Below are 26,428 nucleotides of genomic sequence, written 5' to 3' on the forward strand. Positions count from 1 at the left end.
GGAGTCCCCATGGCACATCGCACGCTCATCGTCGCGCGGATGGACCACGACGACGCCGAGAAGGTCGCCGCGCTCTTCGCCGAGTCCGACGCGACCGAGCTGCCCCACATGATCGGCGTCCAGCGCCGCACCCTGTTCCGTTTCCACGGCCTCTACTTCCACCTCGTGGAGGCGGAGCAGCCCATCAACGGCGACCTCTACCGGGCCCGCACCCACCCGCTGTACGAGGACATCAACACCCGGCTCCAGGAGTTCATGACGCCGTACTCCCCGTCCTGGCGCGAGCCCAAGGACTCGATGGCCGAGTCCTTCTACACCTGGACCCCCTGAGCCCGAGACGTCCGCCGCACCCCGGCCCGCCCTCCCCGGACGACCCGGGCCCCCGTCCCCACCTGGAGCACCTATGCAGACCACCGACCTCATCAAGGTCGCCATCGACGACGTACCGCCCAACCGCAAGCGCGGCGGCGACCTGCGTGTCCTGCTCAGCCCCAAGACCTGCGGAGCGACCTCGGGGTTCATGGGCGTGGGCACCCTGGAGCCCGGCGAGTTCGTCTCCGAGCACTACCACGAGTACTCCGAGGAGTTCTTCTACGCCATCCGCGGCCGGCTGCTGCTGCGCGTCGACGGCCGGGAGCTGGTGCTGGAGCCCGGCGAGTCCTTCATGGTCCCGATCGGGGTGCGGCACCGCATCGAGAACCCCTTCGACGAGCAGGCGTTCGTCTCCTTCTTCCTCAGCCCGCTCGCCCCGCGCCCCGAACTCGGCCACGTCGACTGCGAACCGCTGCCCGGCGAGGGCACGCTGCCCGAAGTGGGGGGCGTCGAATGACCGGGCGCGCGGTGATCACCGGCATCGGGGTCGTCGCCCCCGGGCAGCCGGGCCGGGAGGCGTTCTGGGAGATGATCGTCAAGGGGAAGACCGCGACCCGGCGCATCACGCTCTTCGACCCGACCCCCTTCCGCAGCCGGATCGGCGCCGAGTGCGACTTCGACCCCGAGCTGGCCGGACTGTCGTACCAGGAGATCCGGCGCACCGACCGGGCCGGCCAGTTCGCCCTGGTCGCCGCCCGGGAGGCGATGGCCGACAGCGGACTCGACATGGACGCGGAGGACCCGCACCGGATCGGCGTGAGCGTCGGCAACGGCGTCGGCAACGCCATCTCCATGGAGCAGGAGTACCGCACCGTCAGCGACAACGGCCGCCAGTGGCTGGTCGACCAGGGCTACATGAAGCCCCACCTGTACTCGTACGTGATGTCCAGCTCGCTGGCGACCGAGGTGGCCTGGGCATCCGGCGCCGAGGGCCCGGCGACCGTCGTCAGCTCCGGCTGCTGCGCCGGGATCGACGCGGTCGGGTACGCCGTCGACCTGATCCGGGAGGGCTCGGTGGACGTGATGGTCGCCGGTGCCACCGACGCGCCCATCTACCCCGTCACCGTGTCCTGCTTCGACACCCTGCGCGCCTCCTCCACCAGCAACGACGACCCGGAGCACGCCTGCCGCCCGTTCGACCGGCGGCGCAACGGGCTGGTCCTCGGCGAGGGCTCCGCGGTGTTCGTGATCGAGGAGCTGGAGCACGCCCGCCGCCGGGGCGCCCGGATCTACTGCGAGGTCGTGGGCTACGCGGCCCGCGCGAACGGCTACCACATGACCGGCCTGAGGCCCGACGGCCGCGAGATGGGCGAGGCGATCACCGCCGCGCTCGACGAGGCCCGGATCAACCCCGACGAGATCGACTACGCCAACGCCCACGGCAGCGGCACCAAGCAGAACGACCGGCACGAGACGGCCGCGTACAAGCGCAGCCTCGGCGAGCACGCCTACCGCGTCCCCGTCAGCTCCATCAAGTCGATGGTCGGGCACTCGCTCGGCTCCATCGGCTCGATCGAGATCGCGGCCAGCGCCCTCGCCATCGACCGGGGCGCCATCCCGCCCACCGCCAACTACGAGGAACGCGACCCCGAGTGCGACCTGGACTACGTGCCGGGCACCGCGCGCGAGGCCGAACTGGACGTCGTCCTCAGCGTCGGCAGCGGCTTCGGCGGCTTCCAGAGCGCGGTCGTCCTCACCTCCCCGAGGAGGATCACGTGAGCGCCCCCGTCATCACCGGTCTTGGCGTGGTCGCGCCCAACGGCCAGGACCGCGAGGCATGGTGGCGGGCGACCCTCGACGGCACGTCGGGCCTCGGCCGGATCAGCCGCTTCGACCCGGAGCGCTACCCGGTGCGGGTCGCGGGCGAGGCCACCAAATTCGACCCGGCCGCCCACGCGCCGCAGCGCCTGGTCAGCGAGACCGACGCCATGACCCAGTACGCCTTCGCCGCGACCAACGAGGCGCTGGCCGACGCGGCCGTCGTCCCGGACGACTTCGCCGACCTGGACATGGCGGTCATCACCGCCAACTCCTCGGGCGGCGTCGAGTTCGGCCAGCGCGAGCTGCAGAAGCTGTACAGCGAGGGACCGCAGGCCGTAGGCGCGTACATGTCCATCGCCTGGTTCTACGCGGCGACCACCGGGCAGCTGTCCATCAGGCACGGCATGCGCGGCCCCTGCGGAGTGCTGTGCTCGGAGCAGGCCGGCGGTCTGGACGCCCTGGCGCAGACCCGGCGGGTCCTCGCCAAGGGCACCCGGCTGGTGCTGTCCGGCGGCACCGACGCCTCGCTGTCCCCGTACGGGCTGGTCTGCCAGCTCTCCAACGGACGGCTCAGCGAGGAGCACCGGCCCGAGCGGGCGTACGTGCCCTTCGACTCCGGCGCGAGCGGCTACGTACCGGGGGAGGGCGGTGCGATCTTCGTGGTGGAGAGCCGCGAGGACGCCCGCGCCCGCGGCGTGGAGCGGATCTACGCCGAGGTCTCCGGCTACGCCGCCACCTTCGACCCGCGCCCCGGCTCCGGCCGCCCGCCCGGCCTGCGCCGGGCCGTCGAACTCGCCCTGGCCGACGCCTCGCTGGCGCCCGAGGACGTCGACGTGGTGTTCGCCGACGGGTACGGCGTACCCGAGCTGGACCGGCAGGAGGCCGAGGCCCTCGCCGCCGTGTTCGGCCCGGAGGCGGTCCCGGTGACGGTCCCCAAGACCATGACCGGCCGGCTCTACGCGGGCGGGGCGGCACTCGACGTGGCCGCCGCCGCGCTCGCGCTGCGCGACCAGGTGATCCCGCCGTCGGTCAACGTCCGCCCCGACCCCGAGCACCGGCTCGACCTGGTCGTCGACCGGCCCCGCGAGACCCGGCTGCGCACCGCGCTGGTGCTCAGCCGCGGCTACGGCGGCTTCAACGCGGCCGTCGTGCTGCGGGCCGTCTGACCGGCCGCTCCGTTTCCCCGCTTCAACGCTTCTTCGCCTCGCCTCTTCTTCTCCCCTCTTCTTCTCTGCCGTCCATCGCATGTCACGTTTCCCATTGGAGGAACCCCATGAGTGCCAACATGACCTTCGACGACCTCAAGGCGGTCATGAGCCGGTGCACCGGTGACGTCGACGACCTCACCCCGGACAAGCTCGACGCCGCCTTCACCGACATCGGCTACGACTCGCTCGCCGTGCTGGAGATCGCCAGCCAGATCCAGCGCGAGTACAGCCTGCAGATACCGGACGAGGCCATCGAGGGCATGCAGTCGCCCCAGGCCGTCATCGACTACGTCAACGCCAGCCTCGCGGCGGTCTGACATGGCGCAGACCGACAACACCGTGGTCGTCGACGCGCCCATGGACCTGCTCTGGGCGATGACGAACGACGTCGAGACCTGGCCCGAGCTGTTCTCCGAGTACGCTGCCGCCGAGATCCTCGACCGCGACGGAGCCACCGTACGGTTCCGGCTCACCCTGCACCCGGACGAGAACGGCGCCGTCTGGAGCTGGGTCTCCGAGCGCACCCCCGACCCGGAGACCAGGACCGTACGGGCCCGGCGGATCGAGACCGGCCCCTTCGAGCACATGGACATCCACTGGACCTACACCGCGACCGACGGCGGGGTGGCGATGCGCTGGCGCCAGGAGTTCGCCGTCCGCGCCGGACTGCCGTTCGGCGACGCGGAGATGACCGAGCGGCTCAACACCAACACCCGCCGGGAGATGGCCCGGATCAAGGGGCTGGTGGAGGAGGCCGCCGCGCGGGCGGCGGTGCGCTCGTGACCGCTTCGGCGCCGACGGCGGCCGGACTCCGGGTCCTGCTGCGGATCCGGATCACCCCGGGGCAGGAGGCCGCGTTCGAGGAGCTGTGGCGCGGCCACGCCGAGACCGTACGCCGGTTCCCCGACAACCACGGCCAGCAGCTCCTGCGCGACACCGCCGAGCCCGGCAGCTACACCGTACTGACGGACTGGACGGACGAACCGTCCTTCCGGGCCTTCGAACGCAGCGACGGCCAGCAGGCCTATCTCAAGGTGCTCTGGCCGCTGCGGGAGGGCGGCGAGATGCGGCTGCTCGAACCGCTCCACGAACTGTCACCGGCCGCCCCGGCCGAGGCCCAGGGACCAAGGAGGAACCGATGAGTACGCAAGCGGAACAGGTGACCGAGCTGATCGAGCTGGTCGAGTCGGTGCCGACCAAGGAGCTGGAGGCCGTGGTGGCCGGGCGGGAGGGCGGCCTGGACGGCGCGCTGACGCTGATCTTCGAGCTGCTGGTGTCGGAGTTCAACCCGGAGAAGGCCAAGGGCCAGGGCGGCGTCTTCCAGTTCGAGATCGCCTCCGGCGAGGGCCCCAAGCTGCACTACGTGCAGGTCGACGCCGGCACCTGCCGGACCGACAAGGGCCGGCACGAGAACCCCGACATCACCATCGGGATCAAGTTCCCCGACATGCTGGCGATGGGCGTCGGCAAGCTGCCCGGCGCCAAGGCCTTCCTGACGGGCAAGCTGAAGCTGCGCGGCAGCCCGCTGATGGGCACCAAGCTCGGCGAGTGGTTCGACCACCCCGAGGACTGAGACACCCGCACCGAGCCACCCGCACCGAGCACGTCAGACACGGAAACCGCCGCCGGGACCAGCGCCCGGCGGCGGTTTCCGTTCCGTACGGGGGAAGGGCTGCCGTCAGTCGACGCCCAGCACCGACATGTGCGCGATCGACAGCATGGCCTGCTCGTGCACGAGGGCGAGATACGAGTCCGGGTGGGCGGGCCGGACGGCGTCCAGCAGATACGGCTCAAGCCATGTCTCGGCCGCCGTGCCGAAACAGCGTTCCGTCAGATAGCCCACGACGTCGTACGGGTGGCCGTCGTACTGGACGACACGGACCAGGGTGTCCTCGTGCAGGAACAGCGCGGTGCGCACGATCGTCGGATGCTCCGGCGACAGCAGCAGCGTCGCCCGGAGGTTGGCGGTGGCGCGGGTGGCGGCCAGCTCCGCGCCCGCGCCCCGGCGCAGCGGATACCGCAGCGCGACCGTGCCGGCCGCGGGCCGCTCGTCCGGGCTGTGCTGCTCAAGCACGGTCATGAAACTGTGATGGAAGTGCCGCCGGAACCCCTCGGGGGTCTCCGTGTCGCGGGGCTCGGCCAGATACGGCAGGATCGCCCGCTCGGCCTCGTGCACCCCGTTCTGCACCGACATGTGCCGGGCGATCCGGTCGGCGGACACGCCGTCGTGGTGGATCACCCGCATCAGGGTCTCCCCCTGGACGAACAGACCGGTGCCGAGCAGCATCCCGGCCGTCTCGCCGGAGGCGTCCTTGATCACGGGCGAGTCGACCCGGGTGAAGTTGTGCGGTGCGAAGACCTCCGTCAGCTCGTCCTCGTGGCCGGGACGGACGCGGTAGGTGATGGCGTTCAGTGGCATGGGGTCTCTCCTCCTCGGCGGCGCTCGCGGAGCGCCGACGGCCTTCAGGGAGTTGCGGGTTGCCGGTGTTTCAGGGGGTCGCGAGTGCCGCCACGGTGACGCTGGCCAGGGCGAGCCCGGCCAGTGCCGTACGCAGCCGGTGCCAGGCCCGCCACAGCGGACGGGGGTCCTGCCAGGGTCCGTCCGAGGCGAGCCCGGCCAGCGAGCGGTTGATCGGCACGTTGCCGAGGTGCGAGACGGCCTGTACCCCGATGAGCAGCACCGACGCGGCCGGGAACAGCACCTGGCCCGGCCCGTCGGCGAGCACGCCGAGGGCGAACCCGCTCAGGGTCACGACGTTGACGAGGATCGGCATCAGCGGGTGGTAGCCCTTGCCCAGCAGGGCGTGGGCCCGCAGGTAGTCGGCGCGGTTCATGACCGACATGGCGGGGGCCACACTGACCAGAACCGCCACGAAGATGCCCGTGACGGTTCCTGTTCCGATCAGCACGACCCCGGTCAGTACTTCCTTGAGCATCACGACTCCCGGTCCGTGGTGGATGTACCGGTCACCCTGCCCCCACCTGCTCGATTCGCTGTGGAGGGGTGCTCGACGGCGGTGCCCGCGCTCCCGCGCCCGCCCTGTCGAGCCGTCTTCGAGTCCCCTTCGACCTGGCCCTCCCACAGTCGGGGCAGCGGTCCGCCGCACAGGGGCGGCGACCGGATCGGGAGGGTGACTGTGGTGGAGCCGGTCCAGGTACTGATGCCCGCGGCGCTGCTCGCCGGCGGTCTCGCGGCCGGCGGCCTCGCGATCTCCGTGCTGGCCGCCCCGCTGTTCACCACCCTGCCCACCGGGATGTACGTCCCCGTGCACAAGGGTCTCGTCACCCGCTTCGACCCGTTCATGCCGCTGTCGCTGCTGAGCTGTCTGCTGTGCGACCTCGCCCTGACCGCCACCGGCCCCGGCACCGCCGTACGGCTGCTCGCGGCCCTCGGGGCGCTGCTGCTCGCGGCGGCCATGACGGTCTCGCTCACCAAGAACGTGCCGATCAACCGCTGGCTGTCGACGCTCGATCCCGCGCACCTGCCCGCCGACTTCGACCGCCTCGACCCGCGTGAGCGCTGGATCCGCTGGAACCGCGTCCGGGGCGCGCTCGCCGTCGCCGCGCTGCTGGCGAACGTCGGCGCCGCCGCCGTGCTCATCTGACCTAGGAGAAGGTGTGGACACCATGACCGGAGTGGTCGGCCCGGCGCTGACCGCCGCGCTGCCGCCGCACGTACGGCTGCTGCTGCTGACCGACGGCAAACGGATATCCCGGGTGCTGCACGTCGTCGCCGAGCTGGGCGTCGCCGACGAACTGGCCGACGGCCCGCTCACGGTGGCCGCGCTCGCCGAACGGACCGGCACCCACGAGGACTCGCTGGGGCGGGTGCTGCGCGTCGCCGCCGCCTTCGGGGTCTTCGCCGAACAGCCCGACGGCACCTACGCGCTCACCGACATGGCCGAGGTGCTGCGCTCCGACGTGCCGGGCAGCCAGCGGGACATGGTGCTGTACAACGGCGACGACATGCTGTGGCGGTCCTACGGCGCCCTGATGCACACCGTGCGCACCGGCGAGCCCGCCTTCGAGGCCGCGTACGGGCACGGCTTCTTCGAGCACCTGGAGCAGGACCCGCGCGCGGGGGCCCTGTTCGACCGGGCGATGACCGGGATGAGCCGGGCCACCACCCGCATGCTGCTCGACAGCTTCGACTTCGGCCGCTTCGAGCGGATCGCCGACGTCGGGGGCGGGCGCGGCTGGTTCCTCTCCGAGGTGCTCCGGCGCCACACCGGGGTGCGCGGCACGCTCGTCGACCGCCCGGCGGTGGTGGCGGAGGCGCCCAAGCTCCTCGAAGAGGCCGGGGTCGCGGACCGCGTCGAGGTGGTGCCCGGCGACTTCTTCGCCGAGCTGCCCGCCGGGCGGGACGCGTACGTGCTCAAGGCGGTGCTGCACGACTGGGACGACGAACGGGCCGCCGCGATCCTCCGCCGGATCCGCGACGCCCTCGCGGGCAACCCCGAAGGACGCCTGCTCATCTGCGAGTTCCTGGTCGGGCCCGCCAACGAGTGGGACCGCGGCAAGCTCCTCGACCTGGACATGCTCATCCGGTTCGGCGGCCGGGAACGCGGCGAGGCCCAGTGGCGGGCACTGCTCGCAGAAGCGGGCTTCGAGCTGGTGAACGAGCCGGTCGCCGGGCGCTGGGCGGTCCTGGAGTGCCGCCCCGTCCCGGCCGCCCGGTGAACAGAGGGAACACACGCCCGTACGGCAAACCCGGCGCGGCCACGGTCGCGAGAACGAGGACATGGAGAATGACATGCAGCTTCGACTGGTGGGAAAGAACGCGCTGGTCACCGGCGGTAGCCGGGGCATAGGGCGGGCCGTGGTGCTGGCACTCGCGAACGCCGGCGCCTCGGTGGTGACCTGCTACCGGCAGGAGGGCGAGGCCGTGGACAGCCTCGCCCGCGAGCTGAAGGAGATCGGCGGCGAGCACGCCCTGGTCCGGGCCGACGTCGGCACCGCCGAGGGCGTCGAGACGCTGCTCGCGACGGTCCGGGAGCGGTTCGAGACGCTGGACGTGCTGGTCAACAACGCGGGCGTGATCAGCCAGATCCCGTTCGCCCAGCTGCCGTTCGAGGAGTGGGAGCGGGTGATCAGCACCAACCTCACCGGCCCGTTCATGGTGATCAGCAAGGCCCTGCCGCTGCTGCGCGAGGGCTCGTCGGTCATCAACATCGGCTCGCGCGGCGCCATGGCGGGCATCCCGCTGCGGGGCCACTACACCGCCTCCAAGGCGGGCCTGGTCGGGCTGACCCGCACGCTGTGCAAGGAACTCGGCGGCAAGGGCATCCGGTTCAACGTCGTCGCCCCCGGCGTCATCGACACCTCCGCGCCCGACGAGCTGACCGACGAGCAGCGCGCCGCCTACGACGAGCGCTACCTGCGCATGATGGCGCTCGGCCGGTTCGGGCGCCCCGAGGAGATCGCCGGCGCCGTGCTGTTCCTGGCGAGCGAGCTGTCCACGTACGTCAACGGCGAGACCCTGCACGTCGACGGTGGTGTCTGAGGTGGCCGCGCAGCCCGGGACCTTCCGGGTGCTGCTGACCGTCGAGGTCAAGCCGGGCCTGGAGGCCGACTTCGAGAACGTGTGGGCCGAGGGCAGCAAGGAGGTCACGGCCCAGCGCGCCAACCTGGGCCACACCCTGGCGCGCAGCGCGAAGGAGGCGTCCGTCTACTACGTGGTGAGCGACTGGACCGACCGGGAGTCCTTCCTCGCCTTCGAGAGCAGCACCGAGCACGTACGGCACCGCGAGAAGCTGCACCCGTACCGCACGGGCGGGTCGCTGGCGATGATGCACCTGGTGAAGGTCGCCGGATGAGCGGGGCGCCCGGCCGGGTACGGATCCTGCTGTACCTGCGGGCCACGGCGGAGCAGGTCGCCGGGGTCGAGGAGGGGTACCACCGGATCAGCAAGGACCTGGCGGGCACGCCGGGTCTGCTCGGCAACGAGCTGCTGCGCGACCTGGCCGATCCCGGCGCGTACGCCGTGCTCAGCGAGTGGGAGAGCATGGCCGCCTTCCGGGACTGGGAGGCGGGCGCCGGCCACCGCGGGACGACCTCCCCGCTGCGCGCCTACCAGGACACCGGACGGCCCAGCCCGTTCGCCCTGTTCCAGGTGGAGGCGGCGTACTGACACCGCCCCGCTGACCGCCGCGGTCCCTGTGCCGTGAGGAGCACTGCTCCTCACGGCACAGTCGTGTGCGGTGCGGTGGGCGTAGGGGACGCAGGGGCGGCAGCACGAAGCGGGCACCCGGCCGGTACGTCGGCCGGGTGCCCGCTGCGGTCCTGCCCCGAGGGTGCGGCGCTCAGGGCAGGCGTACCACCTGGCCCGCGTAGACCAGTCCGGCGCCGAAGCCGGCCAGCAGGGCGAGGCCGCCGCTGGGGGCGCCGCCGGTGGACAGGAGTTCGTCCATGGCGAGCGGGATGGAGGCGGCGGAGGTGTTGCCGCTGGTGACGATGTCCCGCGCGATGGCGGTCCGTTCGGTCAGGCCCAGTTCCTGGACGACGAAGTCGGTGATGAGCATGTTGGCCTGGTGCGGGATGAACGCGTCGAGCTGGTCCACGGTGACGCCCGCGAGGTCGAGCATCTTCCGGGTGGCGGGGACGAGTTCGCCGGTGGCCCAGCGGAACACCTTCCAGCCCGCCATGGTGATCGCGGGGCGGCCGTCCGGGCGTACCCCGGTGCCGTCGTGCCAGGGCGAGGTCATCTTCAGGGCCGCGTTGCGCGAGCCGTCGGCGTGCCAGACCACCGGTCCGATGCCGGGCTCGTCCGAGGGGCCGACGACCACGGCGCCGGCGCCGTCGGCGAAGAGGAAGGCCGTGTCGGAGTCGGAGTGGTCGAGGATGTCCGTCATCCGCTCGGCGCCGATGACCAGGACGTGGTCGGTACGGCCCATGCGGACCAGGTCGCTGGCGAGCGCGACCGCGTGGCAGAAGCCCGCGCAGGCCGCCGAGACGTCGAAGGCGGCGGCCTTCTCGGCGTGCAGCCGGTGCGCGACCTCGACGGCGACGGCGGGCATCTGCTCCATGGAGGTGATCGTGGCGACGATGACCGTGCCGAGCTGGTCCGCGCCGATGCCGGCGGCGGCGAGCGCCTTCTCGGCGGCGGCGGTCGCCATCATGGGCAGGGTTTCCTCGGGGGAGGCGTAGCGGCGGGAGCGGATGCCCGAGCGCCGCTCTATCCAGTCGGGGTCGAGTCCGGTGCGTTCGGCGATCTCGGTGTTGGGCACGGACCGTTCGGGACGGTAGGTGCCGACGCCCAGGAGGCGGCTGTGGCGCAGGGCCTGGGTGTCCTGAATCGTGGTCATGACTGCGGGTCGTCCTTTCGAGACGCACGGGCGGACTTCGCGGGGGAGTGCCGGCGGCCCCGGTCGGTCAGGCCCCAGGGCTTGTACGTGGAGACGGCCGTCATGAAGACCAGGGAGAGGAGGGCGAGCAGGGCCGAGCCGGCCATGGTCCAGCCGACGGTGTCGAGTTCGCCGCCGCGCACGGGGGCGCCCGCGTCGACGAGTTCGTTGGCGCGCAGGATCTGCTGGTGGATGACGGAGAAGCCCAGCACCATGACGCCCATCGTCCAGAAGAACTTCACTGCGACCCAACGGCGGTGCAGCAGGCGCCACTTGGTGCCGGCGCCGACGACGATGCCGGTGATGAGGGCGAACATGCTGGTCATGCCGAGGAAGATCTCGTCGAGCATCGACATGGTGCGGTACATCGCGGCCTGGGTGTCGGCGTTGTGGGTGGTGGCGCCCGCGACGGACATCGCGAACATGCCGGTGACCAGGCCGAGCCAGCCCACGGAGATGCCCACATGGGCGGTGAGGACCGCCTTGCGCAGCCGCTGGGAGACCGTGCGGCTGTCCTCGCGCACGCTCGTCATCCACCGGTTGACGGAGGGGACGTAGAGCAGGACGAGGCCGACGACGGACGGGATCAGGCTGGCCACGGCGAGGCTCGCCTGCAGCGGGCCCACCAGCGGGCGCCCGCCGAGCTGGGCGAGGCCGAGGCCGGTGAACAGCAGGCCCAGGGCGGTGAACACCGTGAGCAGGACCCGGCCCCACTGGCGTCCGGCCCGGAGCATCTCGGCGAAGAAGCCGAACAGGGCGCAGAAGGCGATGGTCAGGGCCAGGTCGCCGGTGGTCGCCGCGCCGGCGACCCCGGTCTCGACCTGGTGGGCGATCTCGAAGACGTTGCTCGCGATCGCGGCGAGCGTCGCCACGATCACCATGGCGTAGGCCCAGCCGACGGCGGCCGGCGGGCGGGGAACGGGTACCGCGGCTGTGGCAGGGGCCGGGCGGACGACCCGTGCGGAGCCGGCCGCCCGCGGGCTCCGGCTCCGCTCTGTCCGGTCGGTCCGGTCAGTCGTACTCACCGTCGCGCCTCCTTCGGGACAAGGCGCGTCCGCCCCACGGCAGCGGGGCTCTGAGCGCCGTCGGTAGCGGGTTCGTGGCGCGCTCAGCGTCACCGGACACCCTCGAAACCCACTCGAAGCCCGGTGGACGGCTCTCTCCGTACCCCGGCGGAGGCCGGGGTCGGCCCTGGGGTCAGTCGCGGGTCTTGTCGTTGAGGGAGTCGACGAACCGGGTGAGGAGGAGGGCGAACTGGCGCTGTTCGTCCGGCTGCCAGTCCTTCAGGGCGTCGGCGTAGAAGTCCTGGCGGGTGCGGTGGGCGGCGGACACCGCCTCGCGGCCGGCCTTGGTGAGGGCCAGGCAGCTGCGGCGGCCGTCCTCCTGGGAGGCCACCCGGCGCACGAAGCCGGACCTGACCGCGTCGGCGACGATGCGGCTGGCCCGCGAGGGGTCGATGGCCAGCCGGTCCGCGATGAACCCCACCGTCACGTCCCGTTCGCTCCCGCCGCTGCCCTCGTCGACCGCGTCGATGACGGAGAGCGTGTTGAGGTCCAGCGGCTCCGCCATCCCCTGGACGACCGGCCGGGCCAGACTCCGCCGGGACTGCCGCCGGCGGATCCGGATCATCGCCAGCTCCACGGCGTTGAGCACGCCGTCCTCCACGGGCGTGCGCCGCTCCGCGCCCGGGGCGTTCGCGGGGGCCGTGTCCGTCGACAGCTCGTTTTCGCCACTCATCTCTCCGAGATTACCCGCACTGGCATATGACTGGACCGGGCATTCCTGGATGTGGGACAGTTATATGCGAAGGTCATGTATGTGCTTATGGCAATGACCTCTGTCGGAGCGACGGCCGTCGCGCCCCCGAAGCCCTGAGGAGTCACACATGTCCGCCAAGTCCACCGTCACCCGAACCGAGAGCCCCCTGCGCGTCCGAGCGCTCGCCGTCCTGGCCACCGTGGCCGCCGGCGCCGTGATCTGGCTCGTGGCCCACTCCGTACTCGACATCGACCTGCGCGTGCCGGACGGCCCCGGTTCCACCACCACGACCGCGCTCGCACTCCCCGCCGTGCTGATCGGCACCGCCGTCGTCTCCCTGCTCGGCTGGGCCCTGCTCGCCCTGCTGGAGAAGGCGGTGGCCGCCCGCTCGCGCGCGATCTGGACCGGCGTCGCACTCCTGGTGCTCGTCGTCTCCCTCTTCGCCCCGCTGTTCGGCGCGGGCCTGAGCGGCGGCAACCGGGCCACGCTCGTCCTGCTGCACCTCACGGTCGGCGCGATCCTCGTCCCGGCCTTCCGCCGAAGCTCCGCACCCGCCTGACCGGCGGAGATCCACCCGGTCAGGACGGTCCAGCGCCCCTCCAAGCGGAATCGAGCGCCCGGGCAGATCTTGGAGCCCAGGCACCAACCTGCCACGGAAGGAGAACCCCAATGTGCGGCATCGCAGGCTGGGCCGGCCGCGAGGGCGGACCGGCCGGGCGGGAACCCGGACTCGCGGCCGGTATGGCGCGGACCATGGTCTGCCGGGGCCCCGACGACTCGGGAGTCTGGGCGGACCCCCGGGCCACACTGATCCACACCCGGCTGGCGGTCATCGACGTGAGCGGTGGCCGCCAGCCCATGACCGCCGGACCCGACGGGCGTACGGACCTCGGCACGGCCGCCGCGGGGGAGGAGCCCTCCGCGGTCCTCGCCTACAACGGCGAGGTCTACAACTTCCGCGAACTGCGCGCCGAACTGGCCGGACTCGGCCACCGCTTCCTCACCCGCAGCGACACCGAGGTGGTGCTCCACGCCTACCTGGAGTGGGGCGAGCGGTGCGTCGAGCACCTGGAGGGCATGTTCGCGTTCGCCGTCTGGGACCCGCGCCGCCGCACCCTGCTGCTGGCCCGCGACCGGTTCGGCATCAAACCGCTGTACTACGCGCCCACCGCCGGCGGCCTGGTCTTCGGCTCCGAACCCAAGTCCCTGCTGGCCCACCCCGCCGTACGCCCGGTCGTCGACCTCGACGGCCTGCGGGTGCTGTTCTCCATGGCCCGCGCCCCCGGCGAGAGCGTCTACCGCGACATCCGCGACCTGCCGCCCGCCCACACCCTGACCTACGGCCCGGACGGCACCGTACGCCTGCGCCGCTACTGGCAGCTGGAGGCCCGCCCGCACGAGGACGGCCTCGACGACACCGTGCGCACCGTGCGCGAGCTGCTGGAGGACAGCGTCTCCCGCGAACTGGTCGCCGACGTCCCGCTGAGCGTGCTGCTCTCCGGCGGCCTCGACTCCAGCGCCGTCGCCGCCCTCGCGGCCCGAGCCCTGGCCGGGGAGGGCGGCGACAAGGTCCGCACCGCCACCGTCACCTACAGCGGCTACAGCGACAACTTCCAGCCCGACCTGGTGCGCAGCGCCCCCGACGCGCCGTACGCGCGAGCCGTCGCCGACCACGTCGGCGCCGACCATCTGGAGATCGAGCTGAGCACCGCCGACCTGATCGACCCGGTCGCCCGCCGTGCCGTGCTGCGCGCCCAGGACGTGCCCGCCCCCTTCGGGGACATGGACACCTCCACGTACCAGGCGTTCGCGGGCGTGCGGCGGTACTGCAAGGTCGCGCTCACCGGCGAGAGCGCCGACGAGATCTTCGGCGGCTACAGCTGGGTGCACATCCCCGACCTGGCGTACGAGCGGCAGTTCCCCTGGGTCGCCTTCGAGCAGTGGCATCCGGGCACCCGGGAGGGCCTGGGGCAGGGGCTGCTGTCCGCCGCCTTCAAGGACCGGCTCGACATGGGCACGTACTACGCGGAGCGGTACGCCGAGGCCATGGCCGGCATCCCCCGGCTGGCCGGGGAGGACCCCGAGGAGCAGCGGGCCCGCGAGGTCTGCCATCTGCACCTGACCCACTGGCTGCCCCGGCTCCTGGAGCGCAACGACCGGCTGAGCATGATCTCGGGTCTTGAGGTGCGGGTGCCGTTCTGCGACCACCGGCTGGTGCAGTACGCGTACAACGTCCCCTGGGCGATGAAGACGTTCGACGGCAGGGAGAAGAGCCTGCTGCGGGCAGCCGTGCGCGACCTGCTGCCCGAGCAGGTGCTCGAACGGCCGAAGGCGCCGTTCCCGGTCAGCCAGGACACGACGTACACCAAGGCGCTGCACGAGGAGTTCGCGGAGGTGCTGGCCGACCCCTCGTCCCCGGTGCTCGCGCTGCTCGACCTGGACCGGGCCCGCCATGTCGTCTCCCCGGAGGGCGGGGCGGAGACCCGGGACTGGCTGCACCGGATGAACGTCGAGATGGCGCTCCAGGTGAACACCTGGCTGACCGGGCTCGGGGACGACCTGGAGCTGTGACCCCGGCCCTCCCCGCCGTCCGCCCCGCATGACTCAGGGGCGCCCCTCACGGGGCGCCCCTGAGTCACCGGTGGCAGGCGGTCAGACCGCGGCGTGCGGCGCGGCCGTGCGCAGGGCCGCGCGCAGCAGGTACGGCAGGCGGTACTGGAAGAAGCGCCCGGAGGAGTCGTCGCTGACGAGGTCGACCTCCAGGAGCAGGAACTCCACCAGTTCCTCCAGGAGTTCCTCGGTGTCGTCGGGGTCCCGGCCCAGCGCGCGGGCCGCGTTCTCCACCGTCAGCACGCTCTCACCCGCCCCGGCCAGCTTGGCCAGCGCGTCGTGCAGGGACCGGGTGAGGCCCTGGCAGCGCCGGACGACGTGGTGGAAGGGGGTCGGGCGCTGGGGGGCGACGGGCGTCGGGCGGTATCTGCTCATCCAGTCGACGAGCTGCCGGGCCGACCAGTGCGGACGCAGTCCGAGCAGACCGGCCGCCTCCGTCACGGGTCCGGGCAGCCCGCCGCACAGGTCGATCATGGTGCGCAGGGACGGGGCGTCGTCCAGGAGCCGGTCGCGCCCCAGGGCCTGGAGGACGAGTTCGCCGGACTGGTCCGGGTGCAGCGGCGGTACGTCCACGGGCTTCCCGAGCTGGCCGCCGTACAGGCGTCGGTAACCGGCCACCAGCAGACCCGATCCGGAGTTGGCCGGGACCAGATCCGTGACCTGGTCGGCGGCGCCGACGTCGTCGACGACCAGCAGCACGCGGCGGGCGGCGAGCCAGGCCTGCAGCGATCTGGCCCGCCCCGGTCTGGTGGTGGGCAGCTCGGAGCGCCGGCAGCCGATCGCCTCCAGCAGTTCCCCCAGCACGTCCTCGACGGGCCGTGGTGCGGCCGGGTCGCCGAAGGACACGTACAGCCGTCCGTCGGGGAAGACGTCGCCCAGGCCGTGGGCGACGGCGACGGCGAGCGCGGTGGTGCCCGCGCCGGGCGGACCGGCGACGGCGACGCACCGGGTGCCGTCCGTGCCGCCCGGCTCGCCGAGCAGCCGGGTGATCCGGGAGATCTCGGCCGTCCGTCCTCTGAGCGGCACGTCCGGGGGCAGGACCACCAGTGTCTCGCCGGGCGGGCCCTCCGTACGGCTGCCGATCACCGTGGTCCGCTCCGCGGGCAGGTCGAGCCCGCGGTCGCCGGCCAGCACCTGCTGGTGCAGCCGCTGGAGTTCCGCGCAGGGCTCCAGGCCCAGCTCCCGGGCGAGCACCCGGCGGATGCGCTGGAAGACCTCCAGGGCGTCCGGGCGCCGGCCCGCCCGGTACAGGGACAGCATGAGCTTGGCGTGAAGTCCCTCCCGGGTCGGGTTGTCGGCGGCCAGGCCGGTGAGTTCGCTGATCAGACGGTGGTGGCGGCCGAGGAGCAGATCGGCGTCTATCCGCTCCTCCATCACCTCGTAGCGCTGTTCCTCCAGCCGCAGGGCGTCGATCCCCACGATCGGGCCGGGGGCCAGGTCACTGAGAGCGGGCCCCCGCCACACGGCGAGGGCCCGATGGAGCAGGTCGGCGGCCTCGGCCACCGCGCCGCGCTCCATGACCTCCCGTCCCCGGGCCGACAGCTCGGTGAACTCCTGTGCGTCCAGGCAGCCCTGGGGCATGGAGAGCCGGTAGCCGCCGGGGGTGGTCACCAGCGCCTGGGGCGAGTCGGCGCCGCCCGGTGACTGTGTCTCACCGAGTCCGGGCAGTTTGCGCAGTTGGTAGATGTAGGTCTGCAGGGTGGTGGCGGCACTGCACGGCGGGCGCTCTTCCCACAGCTCCTCGACGAGCTGGTGCAGGGGAACCGTGGTGTTGGCCCGCAGGGTCAGCAGAGCCAGGACTTGACGTACCTTCGGGGCGGATGGCGTGACGTGGACTCCGTCGTGCACGACTTGCAGCGTTCCGAGCAATCCGAACTGCAGCACTGGCCCTCCCGTTATTCGCATCTGACACGGCCTGATGCCCGACGTGAGCGTGCGGTTGATCCCTTGACTCTTGCTTGAGCAGCGCTCGACAGGTGAGGGCAATCCGAGGTCTGGCTCAAAACCCCCGACACCGAGCACTTCCCCCGGGTACGCTACACAAAGCATTCATGTGCCAGGAGCATTTAATTGCGAAGAGCTTAGTATGTACCTGACAAGGAGTTCCCGATGGCACAACCCGGCACGGGCCGCGTGAGCGGAGCGTCCGCCCCTGCTCAACCGCTGCCGCCACGCTTCCCTCTCCTGCTCGCCGCCCTGTTGCTGACCAGCGCGATGTCGATGCTCGACCAGTCGATCGTCGCCACCGCGGGACCCAGCCTCACCGGTGACCTGGGAGCCCTGGACCTCTACAGCTGGACGTTCACGGCGTACATGCTCACGTTCAGCGTGGCCATGCCCGTCTACGGCAAGCTCGGAGACCTTTTCGGCCGCCGCACCGTCTACCTCTCCGCCGTACTGATCTTCCTCGTGGGCTCCGCCGCCTGCGGCGCCGCCGGTTCGATGGGCCAGCTCATCGCGTTCCGGGCGCTCCAGGGGCTGGGCGGCGGCGGGCTCCAGGTGAGCGCGTTCTCCGTGCTGGGCGATCTGATGCCGCCCCGGCAGCGCGCCAAGTACCAGGGCTGGTTCGCCGGGGTCATGGTGATCGCCAACCTGGCAGGCCCCCTCGCCGGCGGCGTGCTGACCGACCAGCTGGGCTGGCGCTGGATCTTCTACGTCAACATCCCGCTCGGGCTCCTCGCACTGGCGGGCCTCGCCACCCTGCTGCCCCGCACCGCCCGCCGTACGGCACGGCCGCGCATCGACTACTCCGGTACGGCACTGCTGTGCGCCCTCATCGGATGCCTGGTCCTCGGCACCGACCGCGCCGGCCGGGACGGCTGGGGCGACCCGGGGGTCCTCGCGCTCGGCGCCGGGGCGGTACTGGTGGCCGTGCTGTGGGTCTGGCGGGAGCGGTCCGCCCCCGAACCGATCGTCCCGCTGGGCCTGTTCGCCGACCGCACCTTCACCATCTGCGTGGCCGTGGCCTTCGGCGTCAGCTTCGCGTTCTTCGGCTGCGTCAACTTCGTGCCGCTCTTCTACCAGGCCGCGCTGGGCGTCAGCGCCACCGGGACCGGGCTGCTCTTCCTCCCGGCGATGATCGGCCTGGCGGTGGCCACGGTCGTGGCGGGACAGGTGATCGCGAAGACCGGCCGCTACAAGTGGTTCCCGGTGACCAGCACGGCACTGGCGGCCGTCGCCGCCGCCGTCATGTCGCTGACCGCCCAGGACACCGGCGCCACGGCCCTGGCACTGCTGCTGGCCCTCATGGGCATCGGCGTCGGCCTGTCCTCCCAGGTCACGACACTCGTCGCACAGAGCACCGCACCCCGCGAACACATGGGCGTCAGCACGTCCACGGTGGGCCTGGCACGCAACCTGGGCACCGCCTTCGGCGCCACGGTCTTCGGCTCGATCCTCAACGCCCGCCTGTCCACAGAGGCAACGGCCCGCCTCCCCGCGGAAACGGCCGACCGAATCATCGCGGGAACCTGGGACCCCGCCCACCCGGGCTCCCTCCCCCCGGGCACGACCGAGGCGATCTCGGAGGTCTACGGCAACGCGATGTCGACGGTCTTCCTCTCGGCGGTACCGGTGCTGTTGGTCGGCCTGGTGCTGTCCTTGCTGCTGAAGGACGCGCGACTGGAGGCACGGGGGCCTGGGGGTCCGGGCGGCCCGGGCGGGCCTGGCGGCCCGGGTGGTCCCGGTGGTCCGGGTGGTCCCGGTGGTCCGGGTGGTCCGGGTGGTCCAGGCGGCTCCGGTGCCCCGGTCGGGCAGCCTGGCGCGGGTGGCTGAGCGCCCCCCCCCGCGTCAGCGGAGGTCCGTGTCCTCCCATACCTCGGCGAGGTCGTGCCACATCGCCCGCTCATGGGGTGGCAGATCCGACAGCGGGGTCGGGACCAGGCGCTCCGGATGCCCCGGCGGTGGGACGGTCGGAGGAGTGGCTGGTGGCGCGGTCGGTGGGACGGTCGGCGGGACGACGTACGGGGTGAAGCCGTAGCACTCCGGTGGGGTGAGGGCGCCGAAGCACTGGCCCACGGCGACCAGTCCCGCCGCCAGGTCGTGCCACGCCCGCCGCAGCAAGGTCCTCATCCTGTGCACGACGACTCCCTCCGCTCTGATGCCGGGGCCCGAAGCTAGCGCCCCGGCGTCGAAGGCGGCTGGAGCGGACGTCCAGCGGGGGACGAGCCGCGGACCAGCGGGCTTCGAGGGCGGGCGGGCATGATGTCACCGGGGGTCATGTCCACGGCCTGGCTGACCCCTCACCGGTGGGCCGGGCGCTGCGTCTCCCCCGTGGCGCAGCGCCCAGCCCGCCGCCTCGGTCCCGCGCCTCTCCGTGTCGCCCCACCCCGCGTCGCGCCGCCTCGGTCCCGCGCCTCTCCGTGTCGCTCCTCCCCGCGCCGCCCCGCCTCGGTCCCGCGCCTCTCCGTGTCGCTCCTCCCCGCGCCGCCCCGCCTCGGCCCCGCGCCCCCCCGCGTCGCCCCTACGAAGTACCCCCCAGAGCCGTCGTCAGTTCGCCCCGCCTCCTGATGCCCAACTTCCGGTAAGCACTGGTGAGATGGGTCTCCACAGTGCGCCGGGCCACATGCAGCAGTCCCGCGATCTCCGTATTCGTTCGCCCGTCCGCGGCCAACTCCGCGATCCGGCGCTCACTGGCCGTCAGCGCCGTCGCTGTCCGGCGGGCGCCGCCCTCTCGCAGGGCCTCGTCCGCCGCCGCGCGCAGGCGTACCGCGCCCAGGCGTTCCGCGCGTTCCGCCGCCTCCCGCAGGGACTTGCGGGCCCGGGCCCGTTCGCCGGCCGCGATCAGCTGGCGGCCCCGGGCGATCAGGGCGGGGACCAGTTCCGTCTCGACGGACGACTCCCGCAGGACCCGTACCGCCTCGTCGGCGAGGTCCAGGCCACGGCGTCCGCCCGTCGCCGTACCCAACACCCGCAGTGAACGGCCCACCAGGCGCGGGGTGTTCCACACCCGGGCCAGCCGCAGTTCCTCCTCGGCCAGCGAGAGCGCCTCCCGGGGGTGGCCCAGTGCGAGACGGCACTGGGCGGCGGCTGCCCGCCAGGGGGTGACCACCGGGCTGAGTACGTCCCGTGCCGACTGGCGGCGTCCGCACTCCAGGAAGTCCCCTAGCGCGCCGGCCACATCGCCGAGGGTGGCCCGCACCACGCCACGGGCGTACAGGAAACGGTTCAACTCCCAGGAGTCGTGCGCCTCCCGCAGGTCGAACGCGTCCGCCAGCTGCCACGCCTCGTCCATCCGGCCCGTCTCGACGAGGGCCAGCAGCACATGCGCCTCGACGTTCGTCGGCCCGCCGCCGCCCGGTCCGCCCTCGCCCTCCGCCTCGGCCCCCGTCCCGGACCTGTTCCCCCTACTACCTGTACCTGTACCTGTTTCGGTGGCCGGCTCCGGCCATGGCTCCTCCGTGGAGCTGGAACCTGTCGCCCATTCCAGTCCGAATCTGAACCCCGGCCCCGGCCCCGGCCCCGACCCCGAGCCGTCGGACGGCTCCTCTCCCCGCCACGACTCCGCCTCGCTCAGCAGCTCCGCATAGTCCCCGCGAGCCGCCGCTATGTCCGCGCGTACGTTCAGCAGGGCCGCGTGCATCGGGTGCAGCAGGGTCGGGCGCTGGCCCGTCAGGCCCCGGTCGGTCAGGCGTTCCGCCTCGTCCAGGTCGTCCGCCCACTGCGCCACCGCCGCCGCCGTGCCCAGCAGGAACGGCTCCGCCATCGGGTCGGCCGGTTCCGCAAGCAGGGCCCGTACGCGCTTCATGGCGCCCTCCGCCGAGGTCAGGCCCGCGGTCGCCTCGTACCGTACGAGGAGGGCGCGGCCGGCGGGACCCAGTGCGCCGGGGGAGTGCTCGGCGGTCTCGCGCAGCCAGCGGTACATCTCCTTGCGGATCGTCTGGTCGTGGTCGCTCAGCAGCGCCGAGGCCGTCTGGACCGTGCGGAGCAGGTCGGGATGGTTCGTCAGCTGGCCGTCCAGGTCGCGCAGCAGGGTCACCGCCGCGCGGGCCTCGCCGCGTCTGGCCAGCGCCGTGCCCAGGGCAACCGCCGCCTGGACGCGGTACTGCGGCAGACCCGGCAGCCGCATCGCCTCCGTCAGCCGGGGGATCCCCGCCGACGAACGCACCGACGCGAACTCCAGCGAGCCCAGCTCGGTCAGCACCTCGGCCCGGCGGCCGTCCGACATCGGCTCGTCCAGCGCCCGGCGCATCAGGACCACCGCGTCCTCGGTGCGTTCGTCGCGGACGGCGCCGCCCGCCGCGTCCAGCAGGGCGTCCGTCGCCCACACCTCGCCCATCGTGCCCGAGCGCAGCAGCAGCTTGGACACCGTCGCGGTCGGGATGCCGCGCCGCAGCATCGCCTCGGCCGCCGCGCCGTGCGCCGCCTGCCGGTCGGCCGTGCACCAGCCGGCGAGCACCGCGTCCCGCAGCAGCGGGTGGGCGTAGCGGGGCAGCGCCTCGCCGCCGCAGCGCAGCATGCCGAGCCGGGGCATGGCGGTCAGCCAGCCCCGTACCCGGGCCGGATCGGCACCCAGGGTCTCCACGGTCTCGGTGAAGAGGTCCACGTCGGCGCCCTCGGGCAGTTCGTCCAGCGCCGCCAGCACCCGCGCCGCCTCGGTCGTCGCCGCCCCGGCGCACTCCAGCCACCACGACACCGCCGCCGGATACGCCCCCGGGTACAGCGCCGCGGACGTCTCCGGGAGCGGTGCCGGGGCCGCGTTGGTCGCGCCCAGGTCCTCCAGGAGGGCGCGCAGGAGCAGCGGGTTGCCGGCGCTCGCCCGTACGTAGTCCGCCACCCACTTGCGCGGCGCGTCACCGATCGTCGAACGCACCAGGTCCGTCGCCGCGTCGAGGCTCAGCGGGGCGAGGGTGTGGGTGCGTACGAGGGCGGGGGAGAGGGAGTGGACCAGACCGGCGGACGGCGGGTCCACGTCGTACTGGCTGCGTTCCGTCACCAGCAGCAGTACCGGTAATCGGTCCACCCGCCGCGCCGCCTCGATCAGCCAGCCCCGCGACTCCTCGTCCGCCAGGTGTACGTCGTCCACGGCGACCAGCACCGGCCCCTCGGCCGCGTACGCGCGCAGCAGCCGCCAGAGCCGGGCGGCGGGCGAAGGGGACTCGTCCTCGGCGTCCGGGGGATCGCACAACTCCTGTATGGGGGACAGGAGTTGTTCTACGACGGGCAGGTCGGCGCCGACCGTGCCGCCCCCGGTGGAGCAGCGGACGCGCAGGACCCGCATGCCGTGTGCCTCGGCGTGCTCGGTGGCGGCCTCCAGGAGCGCGGTGCGGCCGGTGCCGGTGGCGCCGCGCAGCAGGACCAGGCGGCCCGATCCCGCACGGGCGCGCGCGGCCTCGTCGGCCACCAGCGCCAGGGCCTCCCGGCGCTCATACAGCGATGCGGACGAGGAGAACGGTGAGGACGACGAGAGCGATGGGGACGACGAGCGTGGTGAGGACGAAGAGAGCGGTGAGGACTGCATGCCTGCCTCCTGTCTTGGGTAGTCGTGTCGCTGGTGGCTACTGGCCGGTGTCGTGGTCGGGCCGGTGGCCGATCTCGTGGTGTGTCTCGTGGTCGTCCACGATTGTGCGCGCCCCATGTGCAGCAGAAGTGTTGGCTGTGCACGTCTGCCACCGACCGCTCACAGGTGGCGGCATCCGACCATGGGGGCAGTTCTTGCGCACCACACTTCGCACCACGGGCCCCGGCACCGGGGCAGGTACACGGGCCGCCGGTACGAGGCCCGCCGGCACCGGTCCCGCCGAACCAGGGCGCCGCGTACCCGTCGCCGTCCACGCGGCCGACCCGATCTCCCGGGCCGGCGCGGTCAGCCAGCTGCGGCAGCATCCGATCGTCGATCTACGCGAGGAGACCGACACCGGACCAGGCATCGTCGCCATGCTGGTCAGCGAGAGCCTCGACGAGGCCACGCTGTCGCGGCTGCGCCGGCTCGTCCGCAGCGAGGGCGCCAAAGCCGTTCTCGTGGTGGGCATGCTGCGCGAGAACGAACTCCTGGACGTCATCGAGTGCGGCGTCGGAGCCATCGTCTGGCGCCACGAGGCCACCGGGCACCGGCTGGCCCAGGCCGTGCTCGCCGCTGCCCGCGGGGACGGCGACCTGCCCTCGGACCTGCTCGGCCGGCTCATCAGCCAGGTGGGCACACTGCACCGCTCCGCGGCGGGCCAGCCCGGTGCCCCCACCTCGGGCCTCGCGCCGCGCGAGGTCGATGTCCTGCGCCTCGTCGCCGAGGGACTCGACACGGGGGAGATCGCCAGCAAGCTGTCCTACTCCGAGCGCACGGTCAAGAACGTGATGCATGGACTCACCACCCGACTGCATCTGCGCAACCGGGCGCACGCCGTGGCCTATGCCCTCCGCGAAGGCTACATCTGACCGAACGGGCAATCGAACGCGGCGCGCGGGCACCAACTGATGCCCGTCGTCCGTCCCTTGGGTGCCTGCGCGGTCGGGCACCCGGAACGGCACGATGACCATGAGGCACACATGGGACTCACATGGGACAAGTCGTGAGACGCATGTGACAGGTGCGGTACGCGGGGTCTACGCAGGGTCTACGCGGGGTCACGGCACGCGAGGTACGGCAAAGCGGGGCGGCGGGAGCGCGACAGTGATCCACGAGGTGGACGAGGTCCTCAAGGGGCTCCTCGGCGGCGGAGCCCTGGCCGGATCGGGCATCGACGTCTTCTTCGACGCCCCGACCCGCGACTGGGCCGCCCGCCGCAACGGCCCCGCGGTCAACGCCTACTTGTACGACATCCGCGAGGACGTCACCCGCCGCCAGCGCGGCACGGTCTCCGTCCGCGACGAGCACGACGTGATCGTACGGCGCCGCCAACCGCCCCGCTGGTTCCGGCTGTCGTACCTCGTCACCGCCTGGACCAAGCAGCCCCAGGACGAACACCGCCTGCTGTCCGCCGTGTTGACCAACCTGCTGCCCCGCGAACTGCTTCCCGCCACCGACCTTCCGGGCGCCCTGGGCGAGTTGGGCCTGTCCGTGCCGCTCAGCGTGTCCGGCACCCAGACGGAGTCCCGCTCCCTGGCCGAGATCTGGTCCGCCCTCGGCGGCGAACTCAAGCCGTCCCTCGACCTCGTGGTCACGGCCCCCTTCCCGGGCTTCCCCGAGTACGACGCCGGCCCCCCGGTCACGGAGGGCGCCGCGGTCCGCGTCCGCGCGATCGACGGCTCCCTGGAGGACTCCCCAGAACGCGCCCACCAGCCAAGGCACTTGGAGAACGCAAGAGTCCAACGGGCTGACCAGACGGACCGGACCGGCCGGACGGGGACCCGCACCTCGTGACGCCGTACACCCTGACGGTCGATGCCCCTGTCATCGGCCTCCTCGCCCGGCTCGCCCAACTTCGAGCCCAGGTAGCCAAGTTGGTGGACGAACGCAGCGCCGACGACCCGACGGCCGATGATCCGCTGCGCGGGCTGTACCTCTCCGAGGAGGCGATACGGCACCTGCTGCTGCACCCGGTGGCCCAGGCGCCCGGGTTCCGGCCGACGGTCGAGGGCGACGACGACCAACTCGCCCGGCTCGCCGACCGCTTCGGCCTCACGGCCCTGGACGTCCACATCCTCCTCGCCGCCCTCGCGCCCGACCTCGACCGTTCCTTCGAGCAGCTGTACGGCTACCTCAACGACGACGTCGGCCGCCGCCGGGCCACCACCGGGCTCGCCCTCGACCTGTGCGGACTCCCCGTGCACGAACCGGCGGCCAGGGCCCGCTTCCACCCCTCGGCACCGCTGACCGCCCTCGGCCTCCTGACCGTCGAGGAACCCGAACGCCCCTTCGTCAGCCGCCAGTTGCAGGTCCCCGAACGGGTCACCGCCCACCTCCTCGGCGACGACACCCTGGACGCGTCCCTCGCCGGACACGTACGCCCCCTGGCGCCGAGGGCGGCCCACTCCTCGTACGCGACGGACTTCACCGACAGACTGGCCGTACTCCTGACGGCCGAGACCCCGCCGCCCACGGTCTACCTGCGCGAACACCGCGAGGGCGACGGCCTGGCCTGCGCCACGGCGGCCGTGCACACCGCCGGGCTGACCGCACTGCACTTCTCCGGCCCGCCCGAACTACTCCCCGACCTGCTCCGAGAGGCCCGCCTCGGCGACCGGGTGCTGGTCGTGTCCCCCCTGCCGGACCAACCGGCCTCCCTGGTACGAACGTTGACCGCACCGGACGTAGCGGACGTACTGGTAATCCTGACCGGAACCCGCCCGTACGACCCCCACTGGTCCGAGGACGACCCCCTGGTACTGGACGCCCCCAGACAACGGGCCGGGCAGGTGGCCACGTGGGGCGAGGCACTGAGCCGAGACACCGAGGGCACGGGTGCCACGGGCATTTCAGGCCGGACCCCCAGCGACCCCAACCACCCCCCGCCCCCCAACTTCGACCTGGCGGCCACAGTCGCCCCGTACCGCCTGGGCGCCGACCACATCGCACGGGCGGCCCGGGCCGCCCAACGCCTCGCCCGTTTCGACGGGACCCCGCTCACCGCCGCCCATCTGCGGCTCGCCGCTCGGCAGCAGTCGGCGTCCGGGCTGGAGCGGCATGCTCGGCGGATTCGGCCCGACGTCGGCTGGGAGGACCTCGTCCTGCCCGGCAAACCCCTCGCCCAGCTGCGCGAACTCGCCCTGCGTGCCCGTCATCGCGACCAGGTGCTCGGCGACTGGCGGCTCAGTGCGGGCGGTGGCCGGGGGCGGGGTGTGCTCGGGCTCTTCGCGGGGGAGTCCGGTACCGGCAAGACGCTGTCCGCCGAGGTCGTCGCCGCCGAACTGGGCCTGGATCTCTACGTCGTTCAGCTGTCGTCGATCGTCGACAAGTACGTCGGCGAGACCGAGAAGAACCTCGAACGCATCTTCACCGAGGCCGACCGCACCGACGCCGTACTCCTCTTCGACGAGGCCGACGCCGTCTTCGGCAAGCGTTCCGAGGTCAAGGACGCGCACGACAAGTACGCCAACATGGAGAGCGCGTATCTGCTCCAGCGGCTGGAGTCCTTCGACGGGATCGCCCTGCTCACCACCAACCTGCGCGCCAACATCGACGAGGCGTTCACCCGCCGGCTCGACCTGGTGGTCGACTTCCCGTTCCCGGACGCCGGTCAGCGGCTCGCCCTGTGGCGGCACAGCCTCGCCCGGGTGCCCTGCGCCCCCGGCACCGACCCGGCACGGGTCGCCGGCGCCTTCGAACTGGCCGGCGGCTCGATCCGCAGCGCGGTCGTCACGGCCGCCTACTCCGCCGCCGGGCGGGGGGAGTCGGTCACGACGGCGGACCTGGTCGAGGGCGCGGAACGGGAGTACCGCAAGGCGGGGCGGCTGGTGCCGGGCGAGGGCTCCTGGTAGGGGTTCGGCTCGGCGGCTCGATCA

General features: G+C 72.4%; 27 protein-coding genes. 19 read left to right on the forward strand and 8 right to left on the reverse strand.

The window, feature by feature from the left end; all coding sequences use genetic code 11:
* The first annotated feature begins 9 nt into the window (after positions 1-9).
* The 8 genes from CW359_RS29955 to CW359_RS29990 all read left to right on the forward strand — a co-directional run bounded on the left by CW359_RS29955 (position 10) and on the right by CW359_RS29990 (position 4,914).
* The gene (locus CW359_RS29955; RefSeq protein WP_105973313.1) at positions 10-330 is read left to right on the forward strand and encodes a TcmI family type II polyketide cyclase; all 321 of its coding nucleotides are present in this window, start codon (positions 10-12) and stop codon (positions 328-330) included.
* 73 nt (positions 331-403) lie between these two features.
* Complete coding sequence (locus CW359_RS29960; RefSeq protein ID WP_105973314.1) at positions 404-829, forward strand: cupin domain-containing protein; 426 nt, start codon at positions 404-406, stop codon at positions 827-829.
* Positions 826-2,091 carry a beta-ketoacyl-[acyl-carrier-protein] synthase family protein gene (locus CW359_RS29965; RefSeq protein WP_105973315.1) on the forward strand — a complete coding sequence of 422 codons (1,266 nt, stop codon included), beginning with the start codon at positions 826-828 and terminating at the stop codon, positions 2,089-2,091. Before CW359_RS29960 ends, CW359_RS29965 begins: the two co-directional genes overlap by 4 nt.
* Positions 2,088-3,299, forward strand: a complete 1,212-nt coding sequence (locus CW359_RS29970; protein WP_105973316.1) for a ketosynthase chain-length factor — start codon at positions 2,088-2,090, stop codon at positions 3,297-3,299. The genes CW359_RS29965 and CW359_RS29970 overlap by 4 nt, the downstream gene beginning before the upstream one ends.
* Before the next feature lie 107 nt (positions 3,300-3,406).
* Complete coding sequence (locus CW359_RS29975) at positions 3,407-3,658, forward strand: acyl carrier protein (protein ID WP_105973317.1); 252 nt, start codon at positions 3,407-3,409, stop codon at positions 3,656-3,658.
* A gap of 1 nt (position 3,659) precedes the next feature.
* Positions 3,660-4,124 (forward strand): SRPBCC family protein, encoded by a 465-nt coding sequence (locus CW359_RS29980; protein ID WP_105973318.1) that lies wholly within the window; start codon positions 3,660-3,662, stop codon positions 4,122-4,124.
* Positions 4,121-4,483: an antibiotic biosynthesis monooxygenase family protein gene (locus CW359_RS29985; RefSeq protein ID WP_105973319.1), complete on the forward strand. Its 363-nt coding sequence runs from the start codon at positions 4,121-4,123 to the stop codon at positions 4,481-4,483. The genes CW359_RS29980 and CW359_RS29985 overlap by 4 nt, the downstream gene beginning before the upstream one ends.
* Positions 4,480-4,914: an SCP2 sterol-binding domain-containing protein gene (locus CW359_RS29990; RefSeq protein ID WP_105973320.1), complete on the forward strand. Its 435-nt coding sequence runs from the start codon at positions 4,480-4,482 to the stop codon at positions 4,912-4,914. Before CW359_RS29985 ends, CW359_RS29990 begins: the two co-directional genes overlap by 4 nt.
* A 105-nt stretch (positions 4,915-5,019) precedes the next feature.
* Here CW359_RS29990 and CW359_RS29995 read toward each other — a convergent pair whose 3' ends face one another.
* Both CW359_RS29995 and CW359_RS30000 read right to left on the reverse strand, forming a co-directional pair.
* A complete protein-coding gene (locus tag CW359_RS29995) occupies positions 5,020-5,760 on the reverse strand; it encodes a SchA/CurD-like domain-containing protein (RefSeq protein WP_105973321.1) in 741 nt (246 codons plus the stop codon).
* Positions 5,761-5,830: 70 nt separating this feature from the next.
* Entirely contained in the window at positions 5,831-6,277 is a 447-nt protein-coding gene (locus CW359_RS30000; RefSeq protein WP_105973322.1) for an anthrone oxygenase family protein, read from the reverse strand.
* 201 nt (positions 6,278-6,478) lie between these two features.
* On the opposite strand from CW359_RS30000, the gene CW359_RS30005 reads away from it, so the two are divergent.
* From CW359_RS30005 to CW359_RS30025, 5 genes are all read left to right on the forward strand, one after another.
* Positions 6,479-6,946 carry an anthrone oxygenase family protein gene (locus CW359_RS30005; protein WP_232838668.1) on the forward strand — a complete coding sequence of 156 codons (468 nt, stop codon included), beginning with the start codon at positions 6,479-6,481 and terminating at the stop codon, positions 6,944-6,946.
* A 22-nt stretch (positions 6,947-6,968) separates the two neighbouring features.
* Positions 6,969-8,021, forward strand: coding sequence for a methyltransferase (locus CW359_RS30010; protein WP_105973343.1), 1,053 nt, complete (start codon positions 6,969-6,971; stop codon positions 8,019-8,021).
* A gap of 73 nt (positions 8,022-8,094) precedes the next feature.
* Positions 8,095-8,844: an SDR family NAD(P)-dependent oxidoreductase gene (locus CW359_RS30015; protein ID WP_105973324.1), complete on the forward strand. Its 750-nt coding sequence runs from the start codon at positions 8,095-8,097 to the stop codon at positions 8,842-8,844.
* Position 8,845: 1 nt separating this feature from the next.
* On the forward strand, positions 8,846-9,157 hold the full coding sequence (locus CW359_RS30020; protein ID WP_105973325.1) for an antibiotic biosynthesis monooxygenase family protein: 312 nt from the start codon (positions 8,846-8,848) through the stop codon (positions 9,155-9,157).
* Positions 9,154-9,471, forward strand: coding sequence for an antibiotic biosynthesis monooxygenase family protein (locus CW359_RS30025; protein WP_105973326.1), 318 nt, complete (start codon positions 9,154-9,156; stop codon positions 9,469-9,471). The genes CW359_RS30020 and CW359_RS30025 overlap by 4 nt, the downstream gene beginning before the upstream one ends.
* 172 nt (positions 9,472-9,643) lie before the next feature.
* Here the strand turns inward: CW359_RS30025 and CW359_RS30030 are convergent, their stop codons facing one another.
* The 3 genes from CW359_RS30030 to CW359_RS30040 form a co-directional block, all read right to left on the reverse strand.
* Positions 9,644-10,645, reverse strand: a complete 1,002-nt coding sequence (locus CW359_RS30030) for a beta-ketoacyl-ACP synthase 3 (protein WP_105973327.1) — start codon at positions 10,643-10,645, stop codon at positions 9,644-9,646.
* On the reverse strand, positions 10,642-11,709 hold the full coding sequence (locus CW359_RS30035; RefSeq protein WP_198655436.1) for a hypothetical protein: 1,068 nt from the start codon (positions 11,707-11,709) through the stop codon (positions 10,642-10,644). Before CW359_RS30035 ends, CW359_RS30030 begins: the two co-directional genes overlap by 4 nt.
* A 172-nt stretch (positions 11,710-11,881) precedes the next feature.
* A complete protein-coding gene (locus tag CW359_RS30040) occupies positions 11,882-12,421 on the reverse strand; it encodes a MarR family winged helix-turn-helix transcriptional regulator (protein WP_105973328.1) in 540 nt (179 codons plus the stop codon).
* A gap of 148 nt (positions 12,422-12,569) precedes the next feature.
* Between CW359_RS30040 and CW359_RS30045 the strand changes: the two genes are divergently transcribed.
* Positions 12,570-13,001, forward strand: a complete 432-nt coding sequence (locus CW359_RS30045; protein ID WP_105973329.1) for a DUF6069 family protein — start codon at positions 12,570-12,572, stop codon at positions 12,999-13,001.
* Between the two features lie 110 nt (positions 13,002-13,111).
* Positions 13,112-15,013, forward strand: coding sequence for an asparagine synthase (glutamine-hydrolyzing) (gene asnB / locus CW359_RS30050; protein WP_105973330.1), 1,902 nt, complete (start codon positions 13,112-13,114; stop codon positions 15,011-15,013).
* Between the two features lie 81 nt (positions 15,014-15,094).
* Here the strand turns inward: asnB and CW359_RS30055 are convergent, their stop codons facing one another.
* On the reverse strand, positions 15,095-16,900 hold the full coding sequence (locus CW359_RS30055; RefSeq protein ID WP_198655437.1) for an AfsR/SARP family transcriptional regulator: 1,806 nt from the start codon (positions 16,898-16,900) through the stop codon (positions 15,095-15,097).
* 261 nt (positions 16,901-17,161) lie between these two features.
* Between CW359_RS30055 and CW359_RS30060 the strand changes: the two genes are divergently transcribed.
* Complete coding sequence (locus tag CW359_RS30060) at positions 17,162-18,826, forward strand: MDR family MFS transporter (protein WP_269805612.1); 1,665 nt, start codon at positions 17,162-17,164, stop codon at positions 18,824-18,826.
* Between the two features lie 15 nt (positions 18,827-18,841).
* Here the strand turns inward: CW359_RS30060 and CW359_RS30065 are convergent, their stop codons facing one another.
* A complete protein-coding gene (locus CW359_RS30065; RefSeq protein ID WP_105973332.1) occupies positions 18,842-19,123 on the reverse strand; it encodes a DUF6059 family protein in 282 nt (93 codons plus the stop codon).
* A 391-nt stretch (positions 19,124-19,514) separates the two neighbouring features.
* Entirely contained in the window at positions 19,515-22,511 is a 2,997-nt protein-coding gene (locus CW359_RS30070; protein WP_105973333.1) for a helix-turn-helix transcriptional regulator, read from the reverse strand.
* 194 nt (positions 22,512-22,705) lie between these two features.
* On the opposite strand from CW359_RS30070, the gene CW359_RS30075 reads away from it, so the two are divergent.
* The 3 genes from CW359_RS30075 (at position 22,706) to CW359_RS30085 (ending at position 26,404) form a co-directional block, all read left to right on the forward strand.
* A complete protein-coding gene (locus tag CW359_RS30075) occupies positions 22,706-23,422 on the forward strand; it encodes a helix-turn-helix transcriptional regulator (protein ID WP_198655438.1) in 717 nt (238 codons plus the stop codon).
* 235 nt (positions 23,423-23,657) lie between these two features.
* The gene (locus tag CW359_RS30080) at positions 23,658-24,347 is read left to right on the forward strand and encodes a Pvc16 family protein (protein WP_105973334.1); all 690 of its coding nucleotides are present in this window, start codon (positions 23,658-23,660) and stop codon (positions 24,345-24,347) included.
* Complete coding sequence (locus tag CW359_RS30085; RefSeq protein ID WP_105973335.1) at positions 24,344-26,404, forward strand: ATP-binding protein; 2,061 nt, start codon at positions 24,344-24,346, stop codon at positions 26,402-26,404. The genes CW359_RS30080 and CW359_RS30085 overlap by 4 nt, the downstream gene beginning before the upstream one ends.
* Positions 26,405-26,428: the final 24 nt, after the last annotated feature.

The organism is Streptomyces geranii (assembly GCF_002954775.1).
Lineage (GTDB): Bacteria > Actinomycetota > Actinomycetes > Streptomycetales > Streptomycetaceae > Streptomyces > Streptomyces geranii.